Below are 23,060 nucleotides of genomic sequence, written 5' to 3' on the forward strand. Positions count from 1 at the left end.
AAATGTGCGAGAAAATATGGCTTCAAAATAGAAACCGAGCCAGAGATGTGTGAAGGTTGTGGCAAACTTAGACAAAACACAAGCAATAAGATTTTGTGGGTCATTTTAGTACTAGGTGCCTTATTATTATTAAGATGGCTAGGCTGTTGAAGAGATGGAAATATAGATGTCGAAAATGAATGTATACTATAGTTATCGAACAGTATGCAAGCTTCAACATGAATGACCACCCAAAATTTAAACATTTAAAAAAGCAAACATTTTTAAGATTACAGATGATGGAATTCTAAACATAAATATGAGAAAGGAACTTTTAGAACTAGTTAATAACACAATCGTCTATAAGTATGACTTACCGCATACCAGTTTGATTATTGACAAAACTATCTTTTCTACTTGTAATGATAAGTGCTACGAAATTGCTAACCAAAATGATCTAGCGGAAATAATTTACAACTCAATCATCGAATATTCTTTTAACGAATTTGAAATAGATGGCAATGATTACAATGATTTACTTGAAGTAGCATTTCAGGAAAGAATAAGATTCAATGAAGATGATTCGGATGAAGTACAGTTAAAATATGGGTTCTTTGGAGAGGTAGTTTTATATGCAACTTTAAAAGTTATTTACGGGATAGATACCCTAATATCTAAAGGTTATTTCTATAGCCCAATTGAAAACTCAGAAGCTAAAGGTTATGATTCTTATCATTTAGTTGAGAATAACTCTAAAATTCAGTTATGGTTTGGCGAGACTAAGTTTCATAAAAGCTACACTCAAGCATTAAATGACGTACTAGGAAAAATATCAACTTCTTTGTCTGATTCTTATCTACAAAGAAATTTATTAGCCATAAGACAGAATAAAGACCGTCTAAATATTTCAGGTTCGACTATCGAAACCATATTACAATCATGGGCAAAAAATCCGAAGATTGTAATCATTGACGAATTAGTTAAACATAACATTGAACTAGTATACCCAATATTTATCCTTTTTGAAGAAAACAAAAAAGGATTTGACGAAAGTATCAAAGCGATCCCCGAATACATTCAAAATAAATATACAGTACCAACCTTTGGATTATCTGTTCCTTACACATTGTATTTTATTTTAATGCCAATTTCAAATGTTAAAGCTGTAAAAACAGAAGTATTATCATGGATAAAATTGAAGAAGCCGCTACTGTAATCGTTAGCCTAAATAATTACCGCGATGGCCATATAAAGGACTATGATTTAATTAAATCAGTATGCGCTTACTTTGATAAAATTAAGAACGAAGAAATCACGGAACATGACAAAAAGTTCCTAATATATATATGTAATGCTGTTGGCATACCACACTTTTATGACTTACTGGGAAAATTCAACCAAAACACAGAAATTGACAATTTTGATCTTAATACACTTTCATCTGTTATTTATGAAAGCACGTTATATCTAGATTTACAAAACAAGGCACATAAATATCAGAAGCAAATTCTCAATTTGTTTAGCAGAGATAAGCTAAACAGATATTTTCTTTCGGCAAGTACTTCTTTTGGTAAAACACATATTGTATTTGAGATCATCAAAAAGATGAATTATACGAATGTTGTTTTGATTTTCCCTACAATTGCATTACTATCTGAAAATCTAGAAAAACTTATTTCAGATGTATCATATTCCTATTTTCGAGAAAAATATAGCATCCATACTTTAAGTGAGGTAACGGAGTTTGCAGATAACAATTTGTTTATTTATACACCTGAACGTTTTTTATCCTTTAAGGAAAAAAATACTAATACAATAGCTTTTAATTTTGCTTTCATCGATGAAATATACAAAATTGACAATGAATATTTATTAGACGAAGAAATTAAAGAAAACGAAAGAGATGTAGCATACAGGTTATCGGTTTTCTATGCATTTGAAAAAAACGTAGATGTTCTTCTCGCTGGGCCTTACATTGAATTCTACAACAAGGATAAAAAAGGCTATAATAGCTCATTTGATGATTTCCTTTCAAAAAACAACATTACTCTTTTGAATTATAACAGGTTCGAAATTGTCAATAAAGCTTACAATAATATAAAAACGAAAAAACATGTTGAAGTTGATAGTCAACTTCAATTTGAATTTCAAACAAATGGTAAAACCGATAGACTAATAGAAATATTAAAGCAAATAAAAGCAATAGATGAAAACTCTATTGTTTATTGCGCAACAAGGGCATATGCAGAGAGTTATGCTAGCAACATTTTAGAATCAAAAGTTTTTGACAGCCACTTAGACAAAAATTATTCAGAATTTATTAACCATATTTCGAAAAACTTTAATGAAGATTGGATAGTTGTAAATTCTTTAAAAAAAGGAATTGGAATACATCATGGGTTAGTTCCAAAATATATTCAAAAAGAAATCATTTCACTCTTTAATAATGGCTATTTAAATACTCTCATATCTACAACAACTATTACGGAAGGGGTTAACACATCTGCCAAGAATCTAATTGTGTTACATAGCAAAAAAGGAGATAAAGAATTAAAAAAGTTTGATGCTAAAAATATTGCAGGTAGAGCAGGTAGATTTTTATATCACTATTCAGGTAGAGTTATTGTGCTTCAAAACGATTTCATGAAGGCTATTGAAGCTGAACCAGAAGGCATTAAGCACAAAAATTATGATTTACAAGCTCCTAAAGATGAGATTGACCTCTTTTATTCTAGCGATGAATACTTATCCGAATCTGACAAACTTAGAAAAACTGATATATCAAATGAGCAAATTAAACGAGGAATACCTCACGAAATTTTCAATCTATACAAAGTCGTAAGCAGACTTGATAAGATTACTATTTATGATGAGATAAAAAAGTTAACCAACTCTGAGATTGATTATATCAAAGGATTAATTAGAACAATTAACTTCAAAATGGATATTGACTACGATGGTTTTCAAGTAATTCTGAAGGTCATTCGCCCCATAGTCAAAAACCAAAAGCTCCAGTTCCTAATAGACTATAAAGGACAAGCTAATGAATACTCAACGTTAACCCATTTAACTCATTTTTATTTGACTGGTGGTTTTTTAGGTTCGGTTAAGTACAAGATGAGGAGTATGTCTGTAGATAAAGCAATTTCTGAAACAGCAGAATTTGTATATAATACGTTAAAGTATCAAGTTGTTAAATATTTGGGAGTTTTTAATATTATGTATCGTTTCATCCAATCTCAAGAAACCAATAAATCATTTGATGAAGTTACTGGCATTGATAGATTGTTAGTGAAACTTGAATACAATGCATTGACAGACTATGGTCGAATTGCAAGTGATTATGGTGTGCCTGCAAATGTACTTGATTATTACGAAAACTTAGACGATAAAGCTAAATCCGCTAAACTCAAATCGAATTTTGACCCCTATGAAAAAAGCATTTTTGATAAAGTCGAAAAAATTATAAAAGGTTCCGATTAAAAAAGAATATCGCTTAACAAGTTCTTGCGGAAATGAGCGTATGACCTTTTTCTTAAATTTCCTAGAATAGATAAATAATTAGTAATACCTATGTCTCAAAAACAACTCATATTAGAAAATCTCCATGAATTGTTAGCACATAATGTAATTGGGGATATTCAGTATAATTACCGGTATATTGGTTTTAATGGGGAGCTTTCCTTTTTGGAATGGTATCAATCAACACATCCAAACGACAGATTATTCGATGGCGGATATTTTTTGCCGACGCAAGAATACAAGGAGTGCTACGACAAGAGCAGTATTTATTTTACCGTATCGAAAGACAAGCCTGAGGAGTATGCATTTATCTATGAAAGCATTGCAAAGCTTTCTTTAAAAAAATATTACTTTATACAATACAATACTGAAAAACAATTCGAAGAATGGGAGCAAAAAGATTTGCTTAAATCTGAAAATCCAATTCACACTCCCGAATTAAGTGTATTCGAGTATTTACCAAAAGATGCTCAATTCAAGGTAGTGGAACTGCCAGAATTTTTAGCTAATTATCAAATTAACAATTACTATAGACCTAAAAACAATATACCAGAAGCGAAAAAAACAGAATGGATAGGTAAATTAGAAAAGTTTGATGAAGAACAACTCTTACAACTGTATGTACAAAGACTAATTTTCGATGGTTTCTTAGGGTTTAAAGTTAAAAGAGGTATTCCGTCAGATATTGATTGTATTGCATTGACATCAAGAGGCTTGCCATTGATCATGGAGGTGAAGGAAAAGGATTTAAGTAAAGGGCCATTGAATGGTTTTGGTATGGATTTAAGTAGAATAGAAGCACTACGCGTATTAGAGGAAACAACTGGAATTAATGTTTATTATATTGTTAGAAGAGTGGCCAACCAAACTACTAGAGATTTTATGGAATGGAGAGTGATAAGCATAAAGAATTTTATAGAGAAAATGGATCGAAAGCCGATTGCAGGTGGCACTGGCATGCGAGCGACAGACACTTATAACCCCACCTATCTGTGTGAGCTTAACAACTTTGTTAAAAGAGACTAGGCCATAAAAGCACTTTTGCCTTTTATCAAGTCAATAAAATCCGACAAATTAATAATTTGTTGCTGTTGCTCTGCAGAAAAGGTTTCTTTTAGCTTTTGAGGCAATACTAACTGTAGATTTACAGCGTGTATCTGGTCAGTTTGGTTTTTACTGATGGCGGGTTCTAAAGTTATCAAGTGTTTATTGGGAATACGATTCGCTTCAGCGAGTACTTGTCTCCAACGATCTTTCAAAGTGGTTTTCACACCAAGCATGGTTAATAACTGCGTGTTAAAATTGGGATCATGATATTTTTCTACCGAGGGAAAAAGAAAATCTGGTTTATTGTTATTTTCAGTTTTACCACCTTTGGTATATTGTAGCTTTTGCGCTGTAAATATAGTATCTAAATGGTTTTCAAATGAATGGCCTGCTCTTGATTTCCTTCTATTGATTACGCTTATAGAGAATTTCAAGAATTCATCCACATCAGTCCCATCTTCTCCAAACCCCTGAGCCAATCTTTGTTTTATGATTTCCTTTTCGAATAACCTTAAAAGCATTCCTTCCCTATCCCACCAAGCCACCAAAGCGCCATCTGGGTCTTCTACAGCAGATACATCTTTAACCGTTGCTCTCGAAAAAGCGGAAAAATCCCTTGTAGTTGGGAAAGTCATCCCAAATACTTTAACCATCTGAGCAAGATAGTCCTCTTCTAAATTATCTTCCGTAATCTGTATACCCAAGGTAGAGAGGATGTACCTACCAGCAAAACCTATATCATTTTTATCTTCCCTAAAATCCTTTACAATAAACGAATTGCCCACTTCCTCGAGCCCGAAAAGAAAAAGTAGTTGTTTTTCAGAAGTTGACCCTGACGGTGATACAATGATGATGAGCTTGCCTTGGGTATCTTTACCCAAAATAACTAAGTCTCCGACAGCTGCATTGGGTACAACTTCGTTGTCGGAAAAGTAGAGCCTGTATTCTGCCGAGCGGTTAGGGTTATTTGCCCTAACATCGTACCAAGTATAGCTGCTCTCGTTCTCAACCACATGTTCTTCTTCATCGGGCAAATAAACTGCTAGACCATTGAAATTAGCTTTTTCTTCACCAAGTATCGAACGGAATTTCGTAATTCCATTTAGCTCGTGTTGGTTTGAGAAGATTTCAACATGGCTTAAGCGTTTAGCCGCAATACCTACAAAATAATCGGAAAGCTTTGTACTCATCTAGCAATAAATATAGTATTTATTTATTGTATGGTATGCTTTTCAAAATCTCCAAGTAGCTGAAGAAGCTTTTTATCATCTTCTTCTTTACATAAAGCTAGCAAGATTTCGTTATTACTCGTGGTATAAACCTTACCATTAAGTATTTTGAAATGTTGATTGATAAAAGCCTCTGAATCTATCTCTGTTTTTAAGCGGTAAAATTCGAAGCCACATTTTGTTGAATCTGAGAAGTAGGTTACAAATTCTTTTTTGAATGTATCCCTTACCTCTGACCTAAATTTTGATACGGCATCGGTACTAAATGTAACGTAAGCCTTTAGTACAAAAAGAAAATTGATCTTATATTGATGCACGAATAGCGTGTCCCTATCAAACAGTCTGTTTTTAAAATGGAAAGAAGGAACAATGTCTCCGTTAGGTCTTAGTTCATTCAAAGAATAATCATTAGGCTTATCGATATAACCGTAAATAAAAAAATTAGGTGTTAGGTTATATCCCTCAGTTAGCTCATCTCGATAGCGTAAACCAGGTTTATAGGTTCTACTTCCGTCGTTTAACAGATCAATATTATATTGGATTACATTCTTGGCGTAAGTAAACTGCTTATACCTTGAAAGGTCATGTGCTTGGGTTCCTGATTTATAATATTTAGAGTCACCGATATAGAAGATACGAGAATCATCTAATAGAGAGGTGTGGTCAAAAAGGTGATCTATCACTTTTCCATCTAGGTTATGTTTTAACTGAGAAAGAGTGACTCCGCCAACCGACTTTTCTTCCAATTCGTCAGAAAACAAACGATCTACCATTTCCTCAAAAACGATATTGTAACTGCTAATTGTGATAAAATCTTCCTGTACTTTTGCGCTGGCTTGGTCGTATTGCGAGAAAAAGATCATACATAAGCTATGCATTGACTTTAGCATATCAGTAAAATATCTATACTTAATCTTTTTCAGCTTCTGCAGGCCATTTTTCTTTAATTCAATAAAACGTTTGCCTTTTATAATTGGATAGATTTTGTCCAAATGCAATCCTAAACTATGCTGCTCATTGAAATAGTTGATGATCGAAAGAAAGTAGATAATCAAATCCTCCTCATTATCTACTGCCTTACTTTTTGTTCTTACTCGATCGTAGATAAAACTTTTATCATCGATCAAAATAGGACTACCCTTTCTTATTGTCTTTTCCCACTTTGGTTTCTTCGGATTGGCGTGTACGGCATCAATATGTTTATAAAGAATATGACTACTATTTCTCTTATAAAAGGAAACAAAACTTAGTAGTATATCTAGGTAAGAATACTGCTGAGTAGTACGTAATCCCTTTAACTGGTAAGTTGGTGAATAGTTGATCAACTCTGATTCTGGAAATTTCTTTTTGTAGAGAACTAAACTCTTATAAAAGAATACAGAAAGATTCCTTAGCCATTCGAACTGTTCATCATGCTTAATTGAAGTACTACGCTCTCCAATTTGACACAGCTCCTCTTTAGAAATGCCCCATACAGTCTGCTCAGCATCCCTCATAAACACTTTGGGAAGCATGAATACCAGTTCATTGGTTTCTGTAGAGTGATAGTAGCCCACAGCCTTTACAATACCTTGGTAGCCTTGAGGATAATAGAACTGAGCCGACTTAAATATCCTTTCTAAATCCTCGATGGGATATTTCTCTCCTTCAATGAGTATCTTCATTGCGAGATTTTTAGGTTGTCTTTTCTTCGTCAGTGAAAGCTATAACTTCAGGCTCCGCAACTACTACACTTTCTACAATAAGATCATACTTACTCGACAATGCATGAAGCTGCGCCCTGCCATTAGTAGCAATTGGAAAATAATCATTGTAACTGTGATCCGAAAAGACCTCGTTTTCTTCATCTCTAAACACGTCATTCCATAGGTAGAACATTACCTTGTTGATTACTGCATCGATACTAATTTCACCAGTTTCGTCCGGTTTGACAAAGAAATTACCCAGACACTTATCCATACCCAAACTTGGGTTCTGCATAATATGGGCATTAATGTTTTTTACAAAATCGATCCAGTTGATATGATGATGTTCATCTAACTTGATTTTGTAGCCAAAAGATGGGCAACTGCTGTCAGTTTCATCAATCGGATATTTAACAGGCACATATTCCCAATCCCATCTTCGTTTAAAGGCGCTATCCATTGGATACAGCGATTGATCGGAGGTATTCATTGTCGCTAAAATAATAAGGTTGCTTGGCATGACTAACTTACCTTGATGTAGACTTTTGTTCGCAGAAACCTCATCTCTTTTATTAAGATATTTTGCGAGGTCTTCGGAAGGCGTGATGGTATAGTCAGGGTTTCTGTCTAGCAATTGGAAAACATCTCCGAAAATTTCAGCACAGTTACCACGGTTAATTTCTTCTATGACTAAATAGTAATTCTGGCGTGGGTTACGCCATGCCTTTTCGTATATGTTAACGAATACTTGAGGAACGAATTTATATTTTACAAACTCGTTACCTTGTCCATCAGTTTCAGTAACGGGCTTATAGCCTCCAATGAAGGAACTGTAGTCGTAATCGGGATGAAATGTAACCCTTTCGACATTGCTTTCTCGAACTTTATTTACTTTTAGCAACTGCGCAACGGCGTAGGACTTACCAGTACCGGGAGCACCAAAATATATCTTGTTGTAGCCGAGTATTACTTCCCCAGCCGTTTCTTTGGGCTTTTGATATTCTTGTAAGAATTTTAGGTAATTCCTAGAACCGAATATTGCTCTCGGTTGGTGTGTACTTGTTTTTTCACTAAACTCAAAGAATGCAGATTCCGTGTTCCAGATATTTTGCTCAATAGTTTCTATTTCCTTTTGAAGTTCAGCAAAATTTATTTCAAATAGTTTTGTTTTGAATTCCTCTTCGTATTTTTCTTGATAAACTCCTAATGCCTTTAAGGCTTTTGCTATATCGTCATCAAAATAATGGTTTCTTGGATTATCCACTAGCCACTGCGCAAATTCTGATTTTAGTTCAACCTCTTCAATGTTTTTGTCGTTACTTTCAGTATTCTCATCTACTTCGAACAAGCTAGAGAGCTTTTTCATGTAGGCAACAGTGTTAGTTAATTTACTTTTTTCTAGATCTATCCAACTATCATCATAAGAAGCTAAATTTTTGTTAGCAATAGCAACAAATTTAGTTAAGGTAGCGTATAAGGGTTTGGTTTGGACGGTAGCCATTGCGTTAGCGGCACCATCACTAAAATATTCCGAACCTAAGTCTCTCCATTCCTTTTCAACATAATCGTCACTCTTTGCGAATTCGGGTAGATTTTCTATTATATCTTCTAAAACAGAAATGATAGATCTGAGACCTAGTACGAACACTTTTCCAGAAGTATTGTAAAACTCTACAAAACCGCCTGAGGCGTAAAAACTTAGACGAAATTTAGATTTACCATTTAAGGTATCTATGTCTTTTAATAGTTGTTTAATCATTTGATTTGCGTTAATAATTGATTAGAAATTTCCTTTGCCAATACTTTAATCACTGGAACAGAAACAGAATTACCGAATTGCTTATAAGCTTGGGCATCGGAGACTGGTATCTGAAAACGTTCGTTTTTATCCTTTGCATCTATTGGATAGCCCTGTAGTCTTGCTGCTTCTATTGGATGTAGCTTTCTTGGTCTTTTATCAAGTATGCTTTGATCTATTAATATCTCAGAGCCGTCTTTGTTATATCTTGCAGAAATTGTACTCGTGTAAGGAGAATCATCTTTAAATAGGGAATAACCAAAGCCATTGCCTTTTTCGCCGTGCTCCTTCCGTCTCCTTAAGTGACCTTCCCAGAGTTTTTCTGAAATGGTATAGCTTTTATTTTGTTTCTGTTCAAATTTTAAAAGCTGTTTCTCATCTAATAGGATATCACCCAAAGTAGTAGGAATTGAAAGTTTATCTCTTTGAGATTTATCAAAAATTACATCTCCTTCGGCATCAATACCCCAAGGAAACTTGAAATCCTTTGCTTTAATAAGTTTTTTATACCAAGCTATAATAAAAATCCTCTCTCTATTTTGAGGCACCCCAAAGTTTTTACTGTTTAAAACTTCCGCCCTTACCTCATAACCTAGCTTCTCGAGGTTAGCTTTTATCACAGCAAAAGTGTGACCCTTATCGTGATTTTTCAATCCTTTCACATTCTCCAAGAAAAGAACTTTAGGGATTAAGCTATCATCTTTATTTTTCTTAGCTTGATTAATCTTCGTTTTTACGATTTGTTCAATATTAAAAAACAATGTACCTCTCGTGTCACTGAAGCCTTTCTTTAATCCTGCATGAGAAAACGGCTGACAAGGAAAACCTGCACAAAGCACGTCGAAAGCGGGTATGTTATTGTAATCTAAATTCGGATCGGTAATGTCTTGATTGAACAAATTGTTCGCGAAAACTTCGGGAGACCATTTCTTATAGTTGTGCTCGTAAGTTACTCGAGCAAACTTATCAATTTCAGAGGCAAAAACACATTTACCACCGACGCTGTGCATACCGATATGAAAGCCCCCAATTCCTGCAAAAAGATCAATAAACCTAATATTCTCCCTTAATTCTTCCGTATCTTTCTTTACGCTATTTCCTTTCTTACTCATGATCTCTTGGTACCTTTCGTCTTTCTTTTACTAAGGCACAAAAATTAGCATTTTTTGTACAAATAGTTCAAAAAAGGAGATTTATTTTTGAACTATTTATTCATTCTGCAGCAATGTTCTAAACCTCTTAACACTAAGAAAATTACAAAACACAGAATAAAAGTAAATGCATTTTTCAATAATTTCGATTAATACGAAGCTTTACTTGAAAAGAAATATTTATCATTTTAATTTAGTAAAATGGAGGCTAATTTCTAAACTCAGTATACCTAATTACAAATATGACTGACACATTCTTAATTTCCAAAGATAAATTTTATCTAGTTGCAGAGTCAAATTCTGAACAAACTTATTACTACAGTGGTTTTTTTGAAAAAGGCAAGCCTGTGTTTATGCTTGCTATTGCGGAAGCAGTGCATATTTACTCCTATCAAAATGCAAAACAGCTTTTTCAAGAATTAAATAAATTATTGCCATGCCAAATCTGGAAGGTGGAAAATAATGGAGTAGAAAGAGTATTGTAAGTTTATTCCTCATGATTGAACATGTTTGCAGAAAAAAACACCTCATTTTTTAGTGCTTTAAATTAGAGACTTTGGAACCTTCAAATGAGTCTAAAACTTCAGTATGAAAAAACATAATAATAAAAAATCTCAAGTCGTCGAAATGTTTGTTACATTGCATCAGATTATATCTCAAATACAAAGTTAGACGTTATCTCAAATTCTTAGTAAATGATTCTGGAGAAATCTATACAAAACGAAATTGTAAAGTATATAATAAAAACCCCTATTGCTTTGGCAGTTATATTTTTCTCTTTTATAAGTGGATATGTATGGCTCTATATAATTTTATCTTGGTTAAAAGGCAACACAAACAACAAAGCTGTTAAACATCTAAATTCATCAATTTCAAAAACTGCTCTTGGCATCATGTGGTTTGCCGTAATAATGTATCCATGTTATTTATTAAAATTCGGAATAAGTTCCGTAGAACTTCCTAAGGTGTTTGAAATAGTTTGGCAAACGATTTTAATCGGACTTTTCGTTCAGGGAATTATTACTTTTATCATAATTAGATTTGTTAAATAATGAATAGTACTGTAATCAATATAGTAAGTGGCAAAGGCGGTACTGGGAAAACCTTATTTTCTGCGATTTTAGCAGATCTATTGGGCAACAATGGCTCAAATGTGCTAGTAATAGATCTAGACGTATATGTAAGGGGATTAACATCACTGCTTTATTTCCATAAAGGTGAAGCAATCAACCTAATAGAGAAAGGCGAATTAAGCACTTGTGATATCCTTTACCAAAATAAACCCTCGCATTACAATGATTTAATTGGCACCAACCAACCATATCCATTAGGAATTAAAAGATATAGAAGTTTCGACATATTACCATCGGTTGATAGGATCGATGAATTAGTTGATTTAGATGATCCGTATCTCGATGAAAACAAATATTTTTCTATCGGTTTAGAAAAGATCTTTAATTTAATTCCAAAAAATCATTATGACTTCATTTTTCTAGATTGTAGGGCCGGCTATGACATATTAGTATCAAAAATACATTCCATTGCTGATTTTACAATATGTATTCAAGAAGATGATTTTATTTCTGATATAACGGCTAGAAATTTAATTAAACAGCTAGATAGAGAAAATTCAAAAAAGCCTATTTTTCGTGTTATTAACAAAGCTAGGAACATTCACGATTTTAAGCAACTTAATAGCCAACTTGAATATTCAACGTTCATTGGTCGGATACCTTTTGATATGGACGTATTAAATAGTTTCGGAGAGAAAACATTCTGGGACGATATTTCTAAGTCTTTATATAAGGCTGTCGTAAGCGAAATATGGAATAATATTGCTTCAAAAATGAAGCTACACTCTAAAATTGAGTTTTATCGATACAGTCCAGTTATAAACCAAAAACTTGAGAGTAAATTGGGAATTTTAGCCTTATATGAACGGTTGTTATTAATGATAGGAATATTATTGGCAACGATGGGATTTGGTTTCTCATTTTTCAAAGATGATATTTTACATAAATTTTATAAATCACCGGAACAGTTCTGGGGTATGGTCATTGGATTTTTCGGGCTTTTCATGATGTTAAATGTATATTTTAGAAAAAATAAAAAATCTTCATAATAAAAAATTTAGTCTCACGCAATGTGTTACTAAATCTTAAACACCTCACTCCTATGCCATTCCAAAGCTTCCTGCGCTGGGTAATGGTTCTGTTGTTGAGGCAATATAATTTGTTTTCCTTTTAATGCACTTAATGCATAAGGATGGGTTTTATCTTCTGTTAAATGTTCGGAAACTAAGATGCGGTAGTCATCATCAATGCTCAGCAGACCACGGTCAAAAGCTCGGTGCATATTAGGGCAAAGTGCAATGCCGTTGGTTACATGGTCATTTTGGCTATGGCTAAAAGGCACGATGTGGCAGGCATCTACAAAGCTATGCTTGTATAGGCTACTGAGGCTCATGCCCGTAAAGCTACATTGTTGTTGGTAGAGTTTGGGCACTAGGCGTTTAAATAGGCCGTTGCGCACAAAAACGTCTTCTTCGGTGAATTTACTAATGTGCTTTAACTTGGCTTGGGGTTCCTCTAGCAAATCGGAGGTTTGGTCGTTAAGGTAGCCCTGCCCTCGCTGCTTGGCATTTAGCAAGTTATTTTTTGTCGCTACGAAATAAGTATCTAGTAGCACTTGCCTTAGAAAGGTTCGACTTACGGCATCGTTTAATAAGAGCCATAAATCTGTACCTAAGTAGCCATATTCACAAACGCTGGCCAATACACTTACAGATTTAATATGCGCATTGATTTGGCAGCCCGGCATAGGCTGTAAAAACCAATAGCATTGGCCTTCCACCCTTTCGTTTTGTAGGTAATAGAAAGGTTGGGTAAAATCTTCTTGGTGGGCGGTGTTAACCAACAAGAGCCAGTTCTCTTTAAAAGTGCCTACCAGTTGGGCATCTATAAATATACGGTTATCGGTTACGATGCCTTTTTCGATGAGTTCGATGATGCTTAACAGCAAAATAGGCTTGTGCGGTGCCGCACCGTATTTGGTACCACCACGTTTGAGTTTGGTAAAGGCTTTGGCGTATGTGGAAAGCGTTGGGTTGAGCAAGTTAATTTTTGTTAGCAAAAACTAATATACAACCTGTGTACGACAAAAACAAAAGTATAAAACATGTCAAGCTGCGAAGATAACCTATAGTAATTAGCTAATAAAATACTGGTTTTCAAGTATTTCACCAACAATTCAAATACGATAAATTTGAGTAGTTAAGCATATGTAAATTAGTTATAACAGAATAATATGAAAAAGTTATTAGCGATAATTTTTTATTTCCCATTGATTTGCGCAGCTCAAAAACTAGAGCTGAATTTTAATGGAAAAACCTTCAAGTTAGAAAATGGCAAGGTAACAGAATTAAAAGTAAGTGAGCCGACTAGCGGTGACCAGACAATTTTTCTGAATTTTAAAGTGGAGGATAATAATGATCAAAAGAAAATTGTCTATAAATTTCAGGACAGGAACGATGGCACAGCAAGTATAAATAAAGATTATGTTTATACAGACAATTCCTTAACTACTAAAACCATTGATAAGAATATTTCTGCTGCCTTTACCATAAGCGTAAGATTATTGGCAGACATCATTCCAGAAGTTGACGAATATATTAACTTGAGCGTATTTCAGGAAATTGATGGGGAGATTACTACTTACCCCATAAAGCTTGTGATTAGTGACGCTACCGACCCATCTAAAGCTAAAGCAGATACAGCCAAATGGGAACTTAGGATTGTAACAGGTAGTAACTTTGATTTTTTTGAAGCACCTACGTTTAAAAATTTTGCTGGCCAGATTAATCTTTTCGTTCCTAACATTTGGAACGATCTTAAACTTTTTAAATCAAAAACAAAATTAGGCTTCCAATTTGGAATTTATAATTTTAGATATTTCGAGGCAGATAGTAGTAAAGGCTATACAAGAAGAGAGAGGTATCTTGAAAAACCTAATATAAGTAGTTTAGAAGTAGGGTCTAAATATATAGAGGAAACATACGCCTTGGACACGAAGACCGATCAGAATTTATGGGGATGGTATTTGAACCCGATGATTGCGATAGATGAGTCAAATTGGTTCTCAGTTTACCTCAACCTACATCTGGAAGGCATGGTAAGAACCACAACAGTTAAGCCTACCAAAGCAAACCGTAGGATTGATACGTTGACGGTAACCCAAGCAGATATTACACAAAACATTACACTTAACAGGATACCCATTCAACAGCGTCAATATAGTAAAAACGTAAGCTATGAAAGTTATTTAGGTTTGGGGCTTCCGCTTAGGTTAAATGTAAAGGAAAAAAAATTTGCCTTTAACGCGGACCCGACCTTGGGCGCCGCATTTTTTGACAACACATTCAGCAAAACAGTAGTTGAAAATGGGATAATCAGGCAGCTTTTCACTACGAAGAGGAAAACCACACCATTTTTTCTTTTTAAGGGTCAGCTACTCACCAAAGTTGCTCCCGTTGATCTTGCATTGGGTTGGGAGTTGAGAAAAGTGATAAATTATGATACGTACTTGGCGATGTATCTGGGCGCAACACTATCCTTAGATAAATTGAAGAAATGATAATTTTACCTGATACAGTAAGTTAGTTTAATTTATTCAGCTCCTTCAGTTTTTCCTCAATAGGGGCAAAATAAACATCGTGGTCTATGTGGGCACTGCTGGGTTGCGGGAAACGTTTAATTTTACCCTCGTCATTTAGCTCAAACCGCCCTATATCTTTACCATCTAGGTTGATATGAAATTGCGATCTGTTCTTTGTGACAATCACATGCGCTAATTTCTCGTTAATCAGCACATCGACGATGATCTTTTCACCTTCATTAGGTGGCGAGCTAATAGTAACTGGAGCCTGTTGACTAGGGTCGTTACTGCTTTGCTCCGTTTTTATCACGGAACCTTTGTAAGCATCGTCGCTTAATGAATCATAACCTTGAGTACCTGTATTGTCTAACCCATCTTGAGGAGAAGGTTGATCGGTAATTTTATGAGTTGTATTTTCCATATTCTATGTTTTAGCTACCTGCTTAACAAACGAGTAGGAAATATGTTTAGGTGGGGATTTGGGCGTTGTTTAATCGATGATTTGTTTCCCGAAGTGTCGGGAAGGCTTAACATTCAGCCCCGCGGTTTTAACCCGGGGCTTATATGAAGATGCAAGATTTTACATATGTAGCACAGATTTTTGTTCATTAAACCCGATTGGAGCGAACACGTAGGGGCAAACCTCTGTGTTTGCCCTGTAGTAAAGCGGAAAGCGGGACTGCTATTGCCACAAGACAATGACATTGATTTGCTAACATTAAGAGATAAGTTTAAGGAAAATAGCGCAGGTATAACAATTCGGTTTTAAACCTATGGTTAATTGAGAAGATTTGGTAGTTTCATCGTGGTGTAAAGCTGTAATTATTAAATTGATATTCACAAAGCTATGCCGTAACTTTGCAGCTCAATTTTAAAACAAGAAAAGAATATGTCATCAGTAGAGACAACTTACGTACCTTACAAAGTTAAGGACATTTCACTGGCGGAATGGGGCCGCAAAGAGATCGAATTAGCAGAGGCAGAAATGCCAGGCTTAATGTCATTAAGAAAAGAATTTGGTCCAACAAAACCCCTAAAAGGTGCTAGAATTGCAGGATGTTTGCACATGACTATCCAAACTGCGGTTTTAATTGAGACTTTAGTAGAACTAGGTGCAGAAGTTACCTGGTCTTCATGCAATATTTTCTCTACACAAGATCACGCTGCTGCTGCAATTGCTGCTGCTGGTATTCAGGTTTATGCTTGGAAAGGCTTAAACGAGGAAGAGTTTGATTGGTGTATTGAGCAAACTTTACACTTCGGTCCAGACCGTCAACCTTTGAACATGATCTTAGACGATGGTGGTGACTTAACGAACATGGTTTTCGATAAATACCCAGAGTTAATTGCTGCAATTAAAGGTTTATCAGAAGAAACTACTACTGGTGTACACCGTTTATACGAGCGTATGAAAAACGGAACATTGCACTTACCTGCAATCAACGTTAACGATTCGGTAACTAAATCTAAATTCGATAACAAATATGGCTGTCGCGAATCACTAGTAGATGCAATTCGTCGTGCTACTGATGTGATGATGGCTGGTAAAGTGGCTGTTGTTGCTGGTTATGGTGATGTTGGTAAAGGTTCTGCTGCTTCATTAAGTTCACAAGGTGTACGTGTTATCGTTACTGAAATTGACCCAATTTGTGCTTTACAAGCTGCAATGGAAGGTTACGAAGTAAAGAAATTTGCTACTGCTGTTAAAGAAGCTGATATCGTGGTAACTACCACTGGTAACCGCGACATTGTTCGTGGCGAGCACTTCAAAACCATGAAAGACAAAGCTATCGTTTGTAACATTGGTCACTTCGATAATGAAATTGACATGGCTTGGTTAAACCAAAACTATGGCAACACTAAAGTAGAGATCAAACCTCAAGTAGATAAATATACTATCGACGGTAAAGATGTAATTATCTTGGCCGAAGGTCGTTTGGTAAACTTAGGTTGCGCAACTGGTCACCCATCTTTTGTAATGAGTAACTCGTTTACTAACCAAACTTTAGCTCAGTTAGAACTTTGGACTAACAGAGATGCCTACGAAAACAAAGTTTACGTTTTACCTAAGCACTTAGACGAAAAAGTAGCTCGTTTACACTTAGAAAAAATTGGTGTAGAGTTAGATGTTCTTGATCCACACCAAGCAGAATATATTGGTGTAGCTGTAGAAGGTCCGTTTAAACCAGAAGCTTACAGATACTAAGCTGAAAAAGCATATAAAATGAAAAGCCCCGAGTAATTGGGGCTTTTTTTGTGGCTTATTGACTTGAGTTTGAATTTAAGTAACGCTAGCCTGACTAAATACCGACGTTTAAAACACCCCGCCCTTTGGGCACCCCTCTAAAAGAGGGGAATATGCAAAATGCCTAAGAGCTATACGTCCGCTCCCATTTATCCTACCGTGTGGACACATCTATCTTGTTATTTGCGTGCACAACGTTGCAAATTCCTCCCCCTTGAATCCCCCTCCGAAGGGGGACACGTAATGCCTAGGCATTTTGCATACTTGTCTAGAGTGCTCCGGAACGTCGTTATCTGTAATGTTATCAAAGCGGCTATAACCCAAAAAACTACCGCTCTACCAACTCCTTCACCGTATCTCCATAATAATCTACATGCTTCGCTTCCATTTTTAAAAGCTTGCTCCATCTTTTAAAGGTGTTGATGAATACAATGAGCATGAGCAACATCGCCAAGATGGCTAAAGATGCCAGTAAATATTGCTGTTTGGGGAGATAGATATTGAATACCTGCTCGTAGCCTGCCCAAAAGGTGATGATGGCCATAAACACTCCCGGAATTGCGGAGCATAAGGCATATTTCTTTCTGTTCATGCGGATTAGCATGGTAGTACAGACAATTAAACCGCAGGCTGCCAACAGCTGGTTGCTGATGCCGAAGAGTGGCCAAATGCTACTTACGTTACCAGTATAAACTAAGTATCCCCATGAGAAGGTAAAAATGGCACTGCTGATTAGAATACCCGGCATCCAGTTTTTATCATTGAATTTAGGGATTACTCCACCAATCATCTCCTGCAAGAAGAAACGCCCTACCCTTGTGCCGGCATCAATTGCCGTAAGAATAAATACTGCTTCGAACATGATAGCGAAATTGTACCAATAGGCCATCACATCATCCATAAAAGGAATTTTATTAAAGATATGCGCCATACCCACAGCCAGAGATACCGCTCCACCAGTTCTACCATGTAAATCAACGCCAATTTTCTCACTGAAGTGGTCTAAGTCTACCGTGTGCATTCCTGGGTTTTGTGCAAGAAAAGTATCATACATCTCCTTCGGTGTATTGATAGCAAAGTAGTCGCCAGGCACTAATGTACAAGCGGCAATTAATGCCATTAAGGCCACGAAACCTTCTACTAACATGGCGCCATAACCCACAAAAAGAATTTCCTTCTCACTGTTCAGCATCTTGGGCGTGGTTCCAGTGGCAATAACCGCATGGAAGCCTGAAATTGCTCCACAAGCAATAACAATAAAGATAAATGGCAATACTGGACCACCAATTACTGGACCTCCTCCATTAATAAAATCGGTAATAGCTGGCATTTGTAACGTTGGATGAACGAAAATTACACCCACGGCCAACATCAATATGGTTCCAATTTTTAAGTAGGTTGACAGGTAATCTCTAGGCACCAATAATAACCACACTGGTAAAACCGATGCTAAAAAACCATAAATGGTAATCGAGATAGAGATGGTTTTCACGTTCCAATGGAAAAGATCGCTGATTTCCTTGATCTGCATGAGGTTGTGCCCACCGATAATACTTGCGATGAGCAAAATACCGCCGATGATACTTGCCAAGGTAACGCTGTTCTTTCTGTAGCGCATAATTAAACCCATTAAAACCGCGATAGGCATAGTGGCAATAACGGTAAACAACGACCATGAGGCTTCGTGCATAGCACTGATACAGGCCAGCGAAAGTCCCGCTAGCGTTAATATCAGGATGAAAAGAATGGCAAAACCTGCAATGGTACCCGTACCCTTTCCAATTTCTTTACTGGCGATGGTAGCTAAGCTTTGGCCTTTGTGCCGCACAGATGCGAAAAGCACAATCATATCATGTACACCTCCACCTAGTACGCAACCGATCAGTATCCATAAGGTGCCCGGTAAATAACCGAATTGAGCGGCAAGTACTGGTCCTACAAGTGGTCCAGCAGCTGCAATTGCTGCAAAATGATGACCGAAAAGTACGTTCTTGTTAGTGGCTACATAATCCTTCCCATCGGCAAATTCGACAGCAGGAGTTACATTGTTTGCATTTAATCGTAGCACCTTATTAGCCATGAATATACCATAAAAACGGTAGGCAATGGCAAATACCAAAAGTGAGACAAATACAAGGGTAAGAGCGTTAACGCCGTTCAGAAATTCCATATAGTTTGTAAGTTCAATGGGATTATTAGGAGAGAAATCCCAATAACAAAACTAACTTATAACAGATAGATTTCCAAGAAAACCATGCTTGTTTTTAAATATTTTTAAAAACAATCGATAAGATATTATTTCTTTTGTAAAATAAATTCTCCTTTGTACTGTATCGTATTTGAGATATAACTAGCTAAATCAAGTTTATTCCTTATCAATTTTCTAATGTTATAATTTTAGCTTAAACAACCTTAAAAGCTCTTATCTACGATAACGCTCCTTTCTAATCCATTCAATACAATCATCAATCCACTGTACTTTCGCATACTTATTGTTCACTCCATGCCCATGTGGACCTTTTTCATAGAGAAACAATTCTACAGGAACATGGTGTTGCTTTAACGCAGCGGCAAAATAAAGACTGTTTTTTACATCAACTGCTTTATCATCCATACCAGAAGTAAGGTAAGTAGGCGGGGTTTGTTCCGTTACCCGCAATTCATTAGAGTATTTCAAGATGGCATCTTTTGTAACTTCAGGACCAATCAAATTCATTCTAGAGGTTTTATGGGTTAACGAATCCGCAAAGCTAATTACAGGATAAACCAGCACCATAAAGTCGGGACGCAGCGAAGTACCTTTAGGATTATCCAATTCTGATTTTTCGACAAAATGTGTACCTACAGTAGAAACTAGATGTCCGCCTGCAGAAAAACCCATGATACCTAATCGTGACGGGTCAATCTTAAATTTCTTCGCATTTTCTCTCACAAACTGTATAGCTCGTTGCGCATCTGTTAAGGGAACAATCTCCTTACGATCCATAAACTCGGCTTTAGGCAAACGATAGTTTAAGAGGAAAGCAGTAATACCTGCTTCGGCTAGTTTCTTACAAGCTGGAATACCTTCCCCATTGTTGGCTCTCCCCCCGTAAGAACCACCAGAACAAACAATAACAGCCGTGCCTTTGGCAAGATTGCGCTCTGGCCAAAATACTTTTATGGTTGGAACTTCTGCACCAGGTTTGGCGAAGGGAACTTGCCCTTCTGGATACAACTGCATCAGATCTTTGTCTTGGGCTTTAGCACCTATAATAGCAAAGCAGATTAAAAATGTCAGATATCGTAACTTGTTCATCGAATACTTATTTTACAGTTTATAAATTCTTTTTTCTTAATGTCACTTAAATGTGAGCTGCTGTTTCCCAGACATTAAGACCATTTTTTGACCATTAGCAATAAACTCGCCCTTCAAATTTGCAGGCAGTTCAATGGTAGCCTTATAAGTTCCATCTTTTGCTTTTTGATAGCTCACTTTTATAGTTCCCATAGGATGTGGTATTTCGCCAGAAGCCTCTTTTAAGTTGCCCAAGTTTGGCTGTATACGCACCGAAGTAAAACCTGGTGTTGCAGGTTCTATTCCACATACCGTGGCCAAAAAATCATAGCAAGGACTGGCGCTCCAGGCATGGCAATCAGAACGTACGGTAGGCGATAAGGTTTCAGGAAACGTGCTTAAACCCAACGACAACATCTCTTTCCAAGGTCCCAAAGTAGAAAGGTATAGATTTCCCATACCTGCTTTTTTTAATGCTGCTGTATAGTAAAACCTAAAATACAGGGTGCTTGATATTAAACTGCTATCATTCATCACCTTTTTCATCACCTCTTGCTGCTGTGCTTGTGGGATACAATCGCTTAAAATTCCCCAAATATTGGCATGCTGACTAAAAACTTTCTTCTCTGGCGAATCGGCCAAAAGCCCTTTATCGGCATCGTAACAACTATTAAAAACAGCTTTTTTAATATTTCGGGATAACTCTTTGTAATAGCCTGCTTTTTGTGATTGCCCCATTTGCTCGAAAAGCGTGGCTGCCTGATCTAAGGTATAGGCATAATGCAACGAAAGAATGGAAGAGTTTCCATCTATACCACCAGAAGGGATACCACTCGGAGAAAATGTCCAGTCCACAAAATTCCAATAATCGGTTTTACCCAATAATCCCGATTTGGAATCTAAACGATACTCAAACCATTTCAAAATCGACTCCATTGGAACAAGATACCTATCCACAAAAGCTTTATCGTCCCTATACCAAGCATAATCATAAACCATCGAAATCCAAAACAGTGAAAAAGGTGGAATAAACTTACCCCCTCCTGCCGGATGGGCATCTCTGGTCAAACCATCAGGTATTCTAGATTGATGAAACTGCTCAATGGCATTTCGCACCAAACGATCATCGCCAGAAACATACAAAGAAATCAACGCCTGTATCCTCGTATCGCCAACATATTGCAATTGTTCGTAATAAGGACAGTCCATATAGGTTTCGTTGGCGCATAAACGAGCAGTGCGCCAGCCCACATTCCATATCTCGTCCAAACTGGTATCGTTAGAGCTGAAACGTCCATTCTCCTTTAACGGATAAGCCGTAAACATAGACTGTAATTTATTTAAGGTAAGTGCCGTTTCTTTGGTTTCAATATCAAATTGGATATAGCGGAAAGTACGCATCCATAATGGCCTGAACAAACGATTTTCACCTCCATCGGCAAGGAATACATCATAATAACCTTTAATATGTTTTCCTTCTACCTGATTACGGTTGCCCTTTAAGTTATTTTTATCAAATAGTGATTCGGCATAGGTAATCTGAACTTTTGCATTTTCTCCACGGCTAAACGTAATTTCTGGATAAGCTGTGGTTAGGTTTTTGATATCGAACAAAATTGTGGCTTTGGTATTAGCCGGAATTGTAATGGAGCCACTCTTTTCAAAAGTTTTTATTGTTTTTTGAGCATCTAAATTTAATACCCTAACTATTCCATGTATTGGTTCCAGTTTTTCCTCCATTAAAGGAATTGTTCTAGGGATAAGGTTTCGTTTTACATTGAAATATTTGGGCTGAGGCTCTAATACCGGGATTAACCAAGCACTGTCATCATAAGCTGGTTCTTCCCATCCAAAGGGATATTTTTTGAATACCACACTGTCGCAGCTTCCCACAATATAAGAAGCCAGCCTTGATGCTGGGAATGGCTCTGGGAAATAGGCGCTATTTCTAATCACCTTCCAGCTTTTATCGGTATTCACCAATTTTTCCTTATCACTATTACCTTGTAGGATAAAACCCGTTTGAGAGGAAACCTGTGCAGCAGGTGCACCATTTCCCATATTCCATAGCAACACCGCAAGCACATTTTTTCCAGCTTTTAAATTTGATGCAATATCGATGGTTTCATAGTACCAGTTCCTTAAATCGCCCCTAGCCGAACCAAGCACTACCGGCACACCATTTACATACAAACGATAACGTTGGTCTCCCGTGAGATGAACTACAAATTTCTCGGGTTTTTCGCTTAATTCAAATGTTTTACGGAGATGATAAACCCCGTAATCTTTGAGGTTTACGTTAGGGCAGGCAATCCATTCTGCGCTTAGTGAAACGGTAGGATAAACAATTGGCACACTTTGTTGTGCGTTAGATAAATTGCCCAACAACAACATTACAAGTAGTAGCGTGGTCTTTATTGCTTTAGCCCTACCGGGATAGTTTGTTAAAAGTGTTGGAATGCACATATCTTTAA

17 protein-coding genes are annotated in these 23,060 nt (G+C 36.3%); 8 read left to right on the forward strand and 9 right to left on the reverse strand.

The genetic code is table 11. From position 1 onward, the window contains the following. Positions 1-298 precede the first annotated feature (298 nt). The 3 genes from REI64_RS10710 (at position 299) to REI64_RS10720 (ending at position 4,527) form a co-directional block, all read left to right on the forward strand. Entirely contained in the window at positions 299-1,195 is an 897-nt protein-coding gene (locus REI64_RS10710) for a DUF1837 domain-containing protein (protein WP_308850115.1), read from the forward strand. Continuing rightward, positions 1,165-3,462 carry a DEAD/DEAH box helicase gene (locus tag REI64_RS10715; protein WP_308850116.1) on the forward strand — a complete coding sequence of 766 codons (2,298 nt, stop codon included), beginning with the start codon at positions 1,165-1,167 and terminating at the stop codon, positions 3,460-3,462. Before REI64_RS10710 ends, REI64_RS10715 begins: the two co-directional genes overlap by 31 nt. A gap of 90 nt (positions 3,463-3,552) precedes the next feature. Continuing rightward, entirely contained in the window at positions 3,553-4,527 is a 975-nt protein-coding gene (locus REI64_RS10720) for a hypothetical protein (RefSeq protein ID WP_308850117.1), read from the forward strand. Here the strand turns inward: REI64_RS10720 and REI64_RS10725 are convergent. Genes REI64_RS10725 through dcm form a run of 4 tightly spaced genes read right to left on the reverse strand, consistent with a single transcriptional unit; the run spans position 4,524 to position 10,372 of the window. Further along, positions 4,524-5,738, reverse strand: coding sequence for a type II restriction endonuclease (locus REI64_RS10725; RefSeq protein ID WP_308850118.1), 1,215 nt, complete (start codon positions 5,736-5,738; stop codon positions 4,524-4,526). The two genes, REI64_RS10720 and REI64_RS10725, sit on opposite strands and share 4 nt — an antisense overlap. A 23-nt stretch (positions 5,739-5,761) precedes the next feature. After that, on the reverse strand, positions 5,762-7,441 hold the full coding sequence (locus tag REI64_RS10730; protein WP_308850119.1) for a hypothetical protein: 1,680 nt from the start codon (positions 7,439-7,441) through the stop codon (positions 5,762-5,764). Positions 7,442-7,451: 10 nt separating this feature from the next. After that, positions 7,452-9,221: an AAA family ATPase gene (locus REI64_RS10735; protein ID WP_308850120.1), complete on the reverse strand. Its 1,770-nt coding sequence runs from the start codon at positions 9,219-9,221 to the stop codon at positions 7,452-7,454. Beyond that, positions 9,218-10,372 carry a DNA (cytosine-5-)-methyltransferase gene (gene dcm, locus REI64_RS10740; RefSeq protein WP_308850121.1) on the reverse strand — a complete coding sequence of 385 codons (1,155 nt, stop codon included), beginning with the start codon at positions 10,370-10,372 and terminating at the stop codon, positions 9,218-9,220. The genes REI64_RS10735 and dcm overlap by 4 nt, the downstream gene beginning before the upstream one ends. Before the next feature lie 281 nt (positions 10,373-10,653). Here dcm and REI64_RS10745 point away from each other — a divergent pair, with 281 nt between their 5' ends. The 3 genes from REI64_RS10745 to REI64_RS10755 all read left to right on the forward strand — a co-directional run bounded on the left by REI64_RS10745 (position 10,654) and on the right by REI64_RS10755 (position 12,533). Further along, positions 10,654-10,896: a hypothetical protein gene (locus tag REI64_RS10745; RefSeq protein ID WP_308850122.1), complete on the forward strand. Its 243-nt coding sequence runs from the start codon at positions 10,654-10,656 to the stop codon at positions 10,894-10,896. A gap of 210 nt (positions 10,897-11,106) precedes the next feature. Further along, the gene (locus REI64_RS10750) at positions 11,107-11,463 is read left to right on the forward strand and encodes a hypothetical protein (protein WP_308850123.1); all 357 of its coding nucleotides are present in this window, start codon (positions 11,107-11,109) and stop codon (positions 11,461-11,463) included. Then, positions 11,463-12,533 carry an AAA family ATPase gene (locus tag REI64_RS10755; protein ID WP_308850124.1) on the forward strand — a complete coding sequence of 357 codons (1,071 nt, stop codon included), beginning with the start codon at positions 11,463-11,465 and terminating at the stop codon, positions 12,531-12,533. Before REI64_RS10750 ends, REI64_RS10755 begins: the two co-directional genes overlap by 1 nt. Before the next feature lie 29 nt (positions 12,534-12,562). Here the strand turns inward: REI64_RS10755 and REI64_RS10760 are convergent, their stop codons facing one another. Then, the gene (locus tag REI64_RS10760) at positions 12,563-13,525 is read right to left on the reverse strand and encodes an HNH endonuclease (protein WP_308850125.1); all 963 of its coding nucleotides are present in this window, start codon (positions 13,523-13,525) and stop codon (positions 12,563-12,565) included. Between the two features lie 192 nt (positions 13,526-13,717). On the opposite strand from REI64_RS10760, the gene REI64_RS10765 reads away from it, so the two are divergent. After that, entirely contained in the window at positions 13,718-15,043 is a 1,326-nt protein-coding gene (locus tag REI64_RS10765; protein WP_308850126.1) for a hypothetical protein, read from the forward strand. A 22-nt stretch (positions 15,044-15,065) separates the two neighbouring features. Here the strand turns inward: REI64_RS10765 and REI64_RS10770 are convergent, their stop codons facing one another. Continuing rightward, positions 15,066-15,485, reverse strand: a complete 420-nt coding sequence (locus REI64_RS10770; RefSeq protein ID WP_308850127.1) for a hypothetical protein — start codon at positions 15,483-15,485, stop codon at positions 15,066-15,068. Between the two features lie 468 nt (positions 15,486-15,953). Between REI64_RS10770 and ahcY the strand changes: the two genes are divergently transcribed. Next, a complete protein-coding gene (gene ahcY, locus REI64_RS10775; RefSeq protein ID WP_308850128.1) occupies positions 15,954-17,270 on the forward strand; it encodes an adenosylhomocysteinase in 1,317 nt (438 codons plus the stop codon). A gap of 367 nt (positions 17,271-17,637) precedes the next feature. Here ahcY and REI64_RS10780 read toward each other — a convergent pair whose 3' ends face one another. From REI64_RS10780 to REI64_RS10790, 3 genes are all read right to left on the reverse strand, one after another. Further along, a complete protein-coding gene (locus tag REI64_RS10780) occupies positions 17,638-19,479 on the reverse strand; it encodes a carbon starvation protein A (protein WP_308850129.1) in 1,842 nt (613 codons plus the stop codon). A gap of 252 nt (positions 19,480-19,731) precedes the next feature. Beyond that, positions 19,732-20,607 carry an alpha/beta hydrolase gene (locus tag REI64_RS10785; protein ID WP_308850130.1) on the reverse strand — a complete coding sequence of 292 codons (876 nt, stop codon included), beginning with the start codon at positions 20,605-20,607 and terminating at the stop codon, positions 19,732-19,734. A gap of 42 nt (positions 20,608-20,649) precedes the next feature. After that, complete coding sequence (locus REI64_RS10790) at positions 20,650-23,052, reverse strand: alpha-L-rhamnosidase C-terminal domain-containing protein (RefSeq protein WP_308850131.1); 2,403 nt, start codon at positions 23,050-23,052, stop codon at positions 20,650-20,652. Between the last annotated feature and the right edge of the window lie 8 nt (positions 23,053-23,060).

Origin of the sequence: Pedobacter sp. (genome assembly GCF_031119335.1) — a bacterium.
Taxonomy (GTDB): domain Bacteria; phylum Bacteroidota; class Bacteroidia; order Sphingobacteriales; family Sphingobacteriaceae; genus Pedobacter.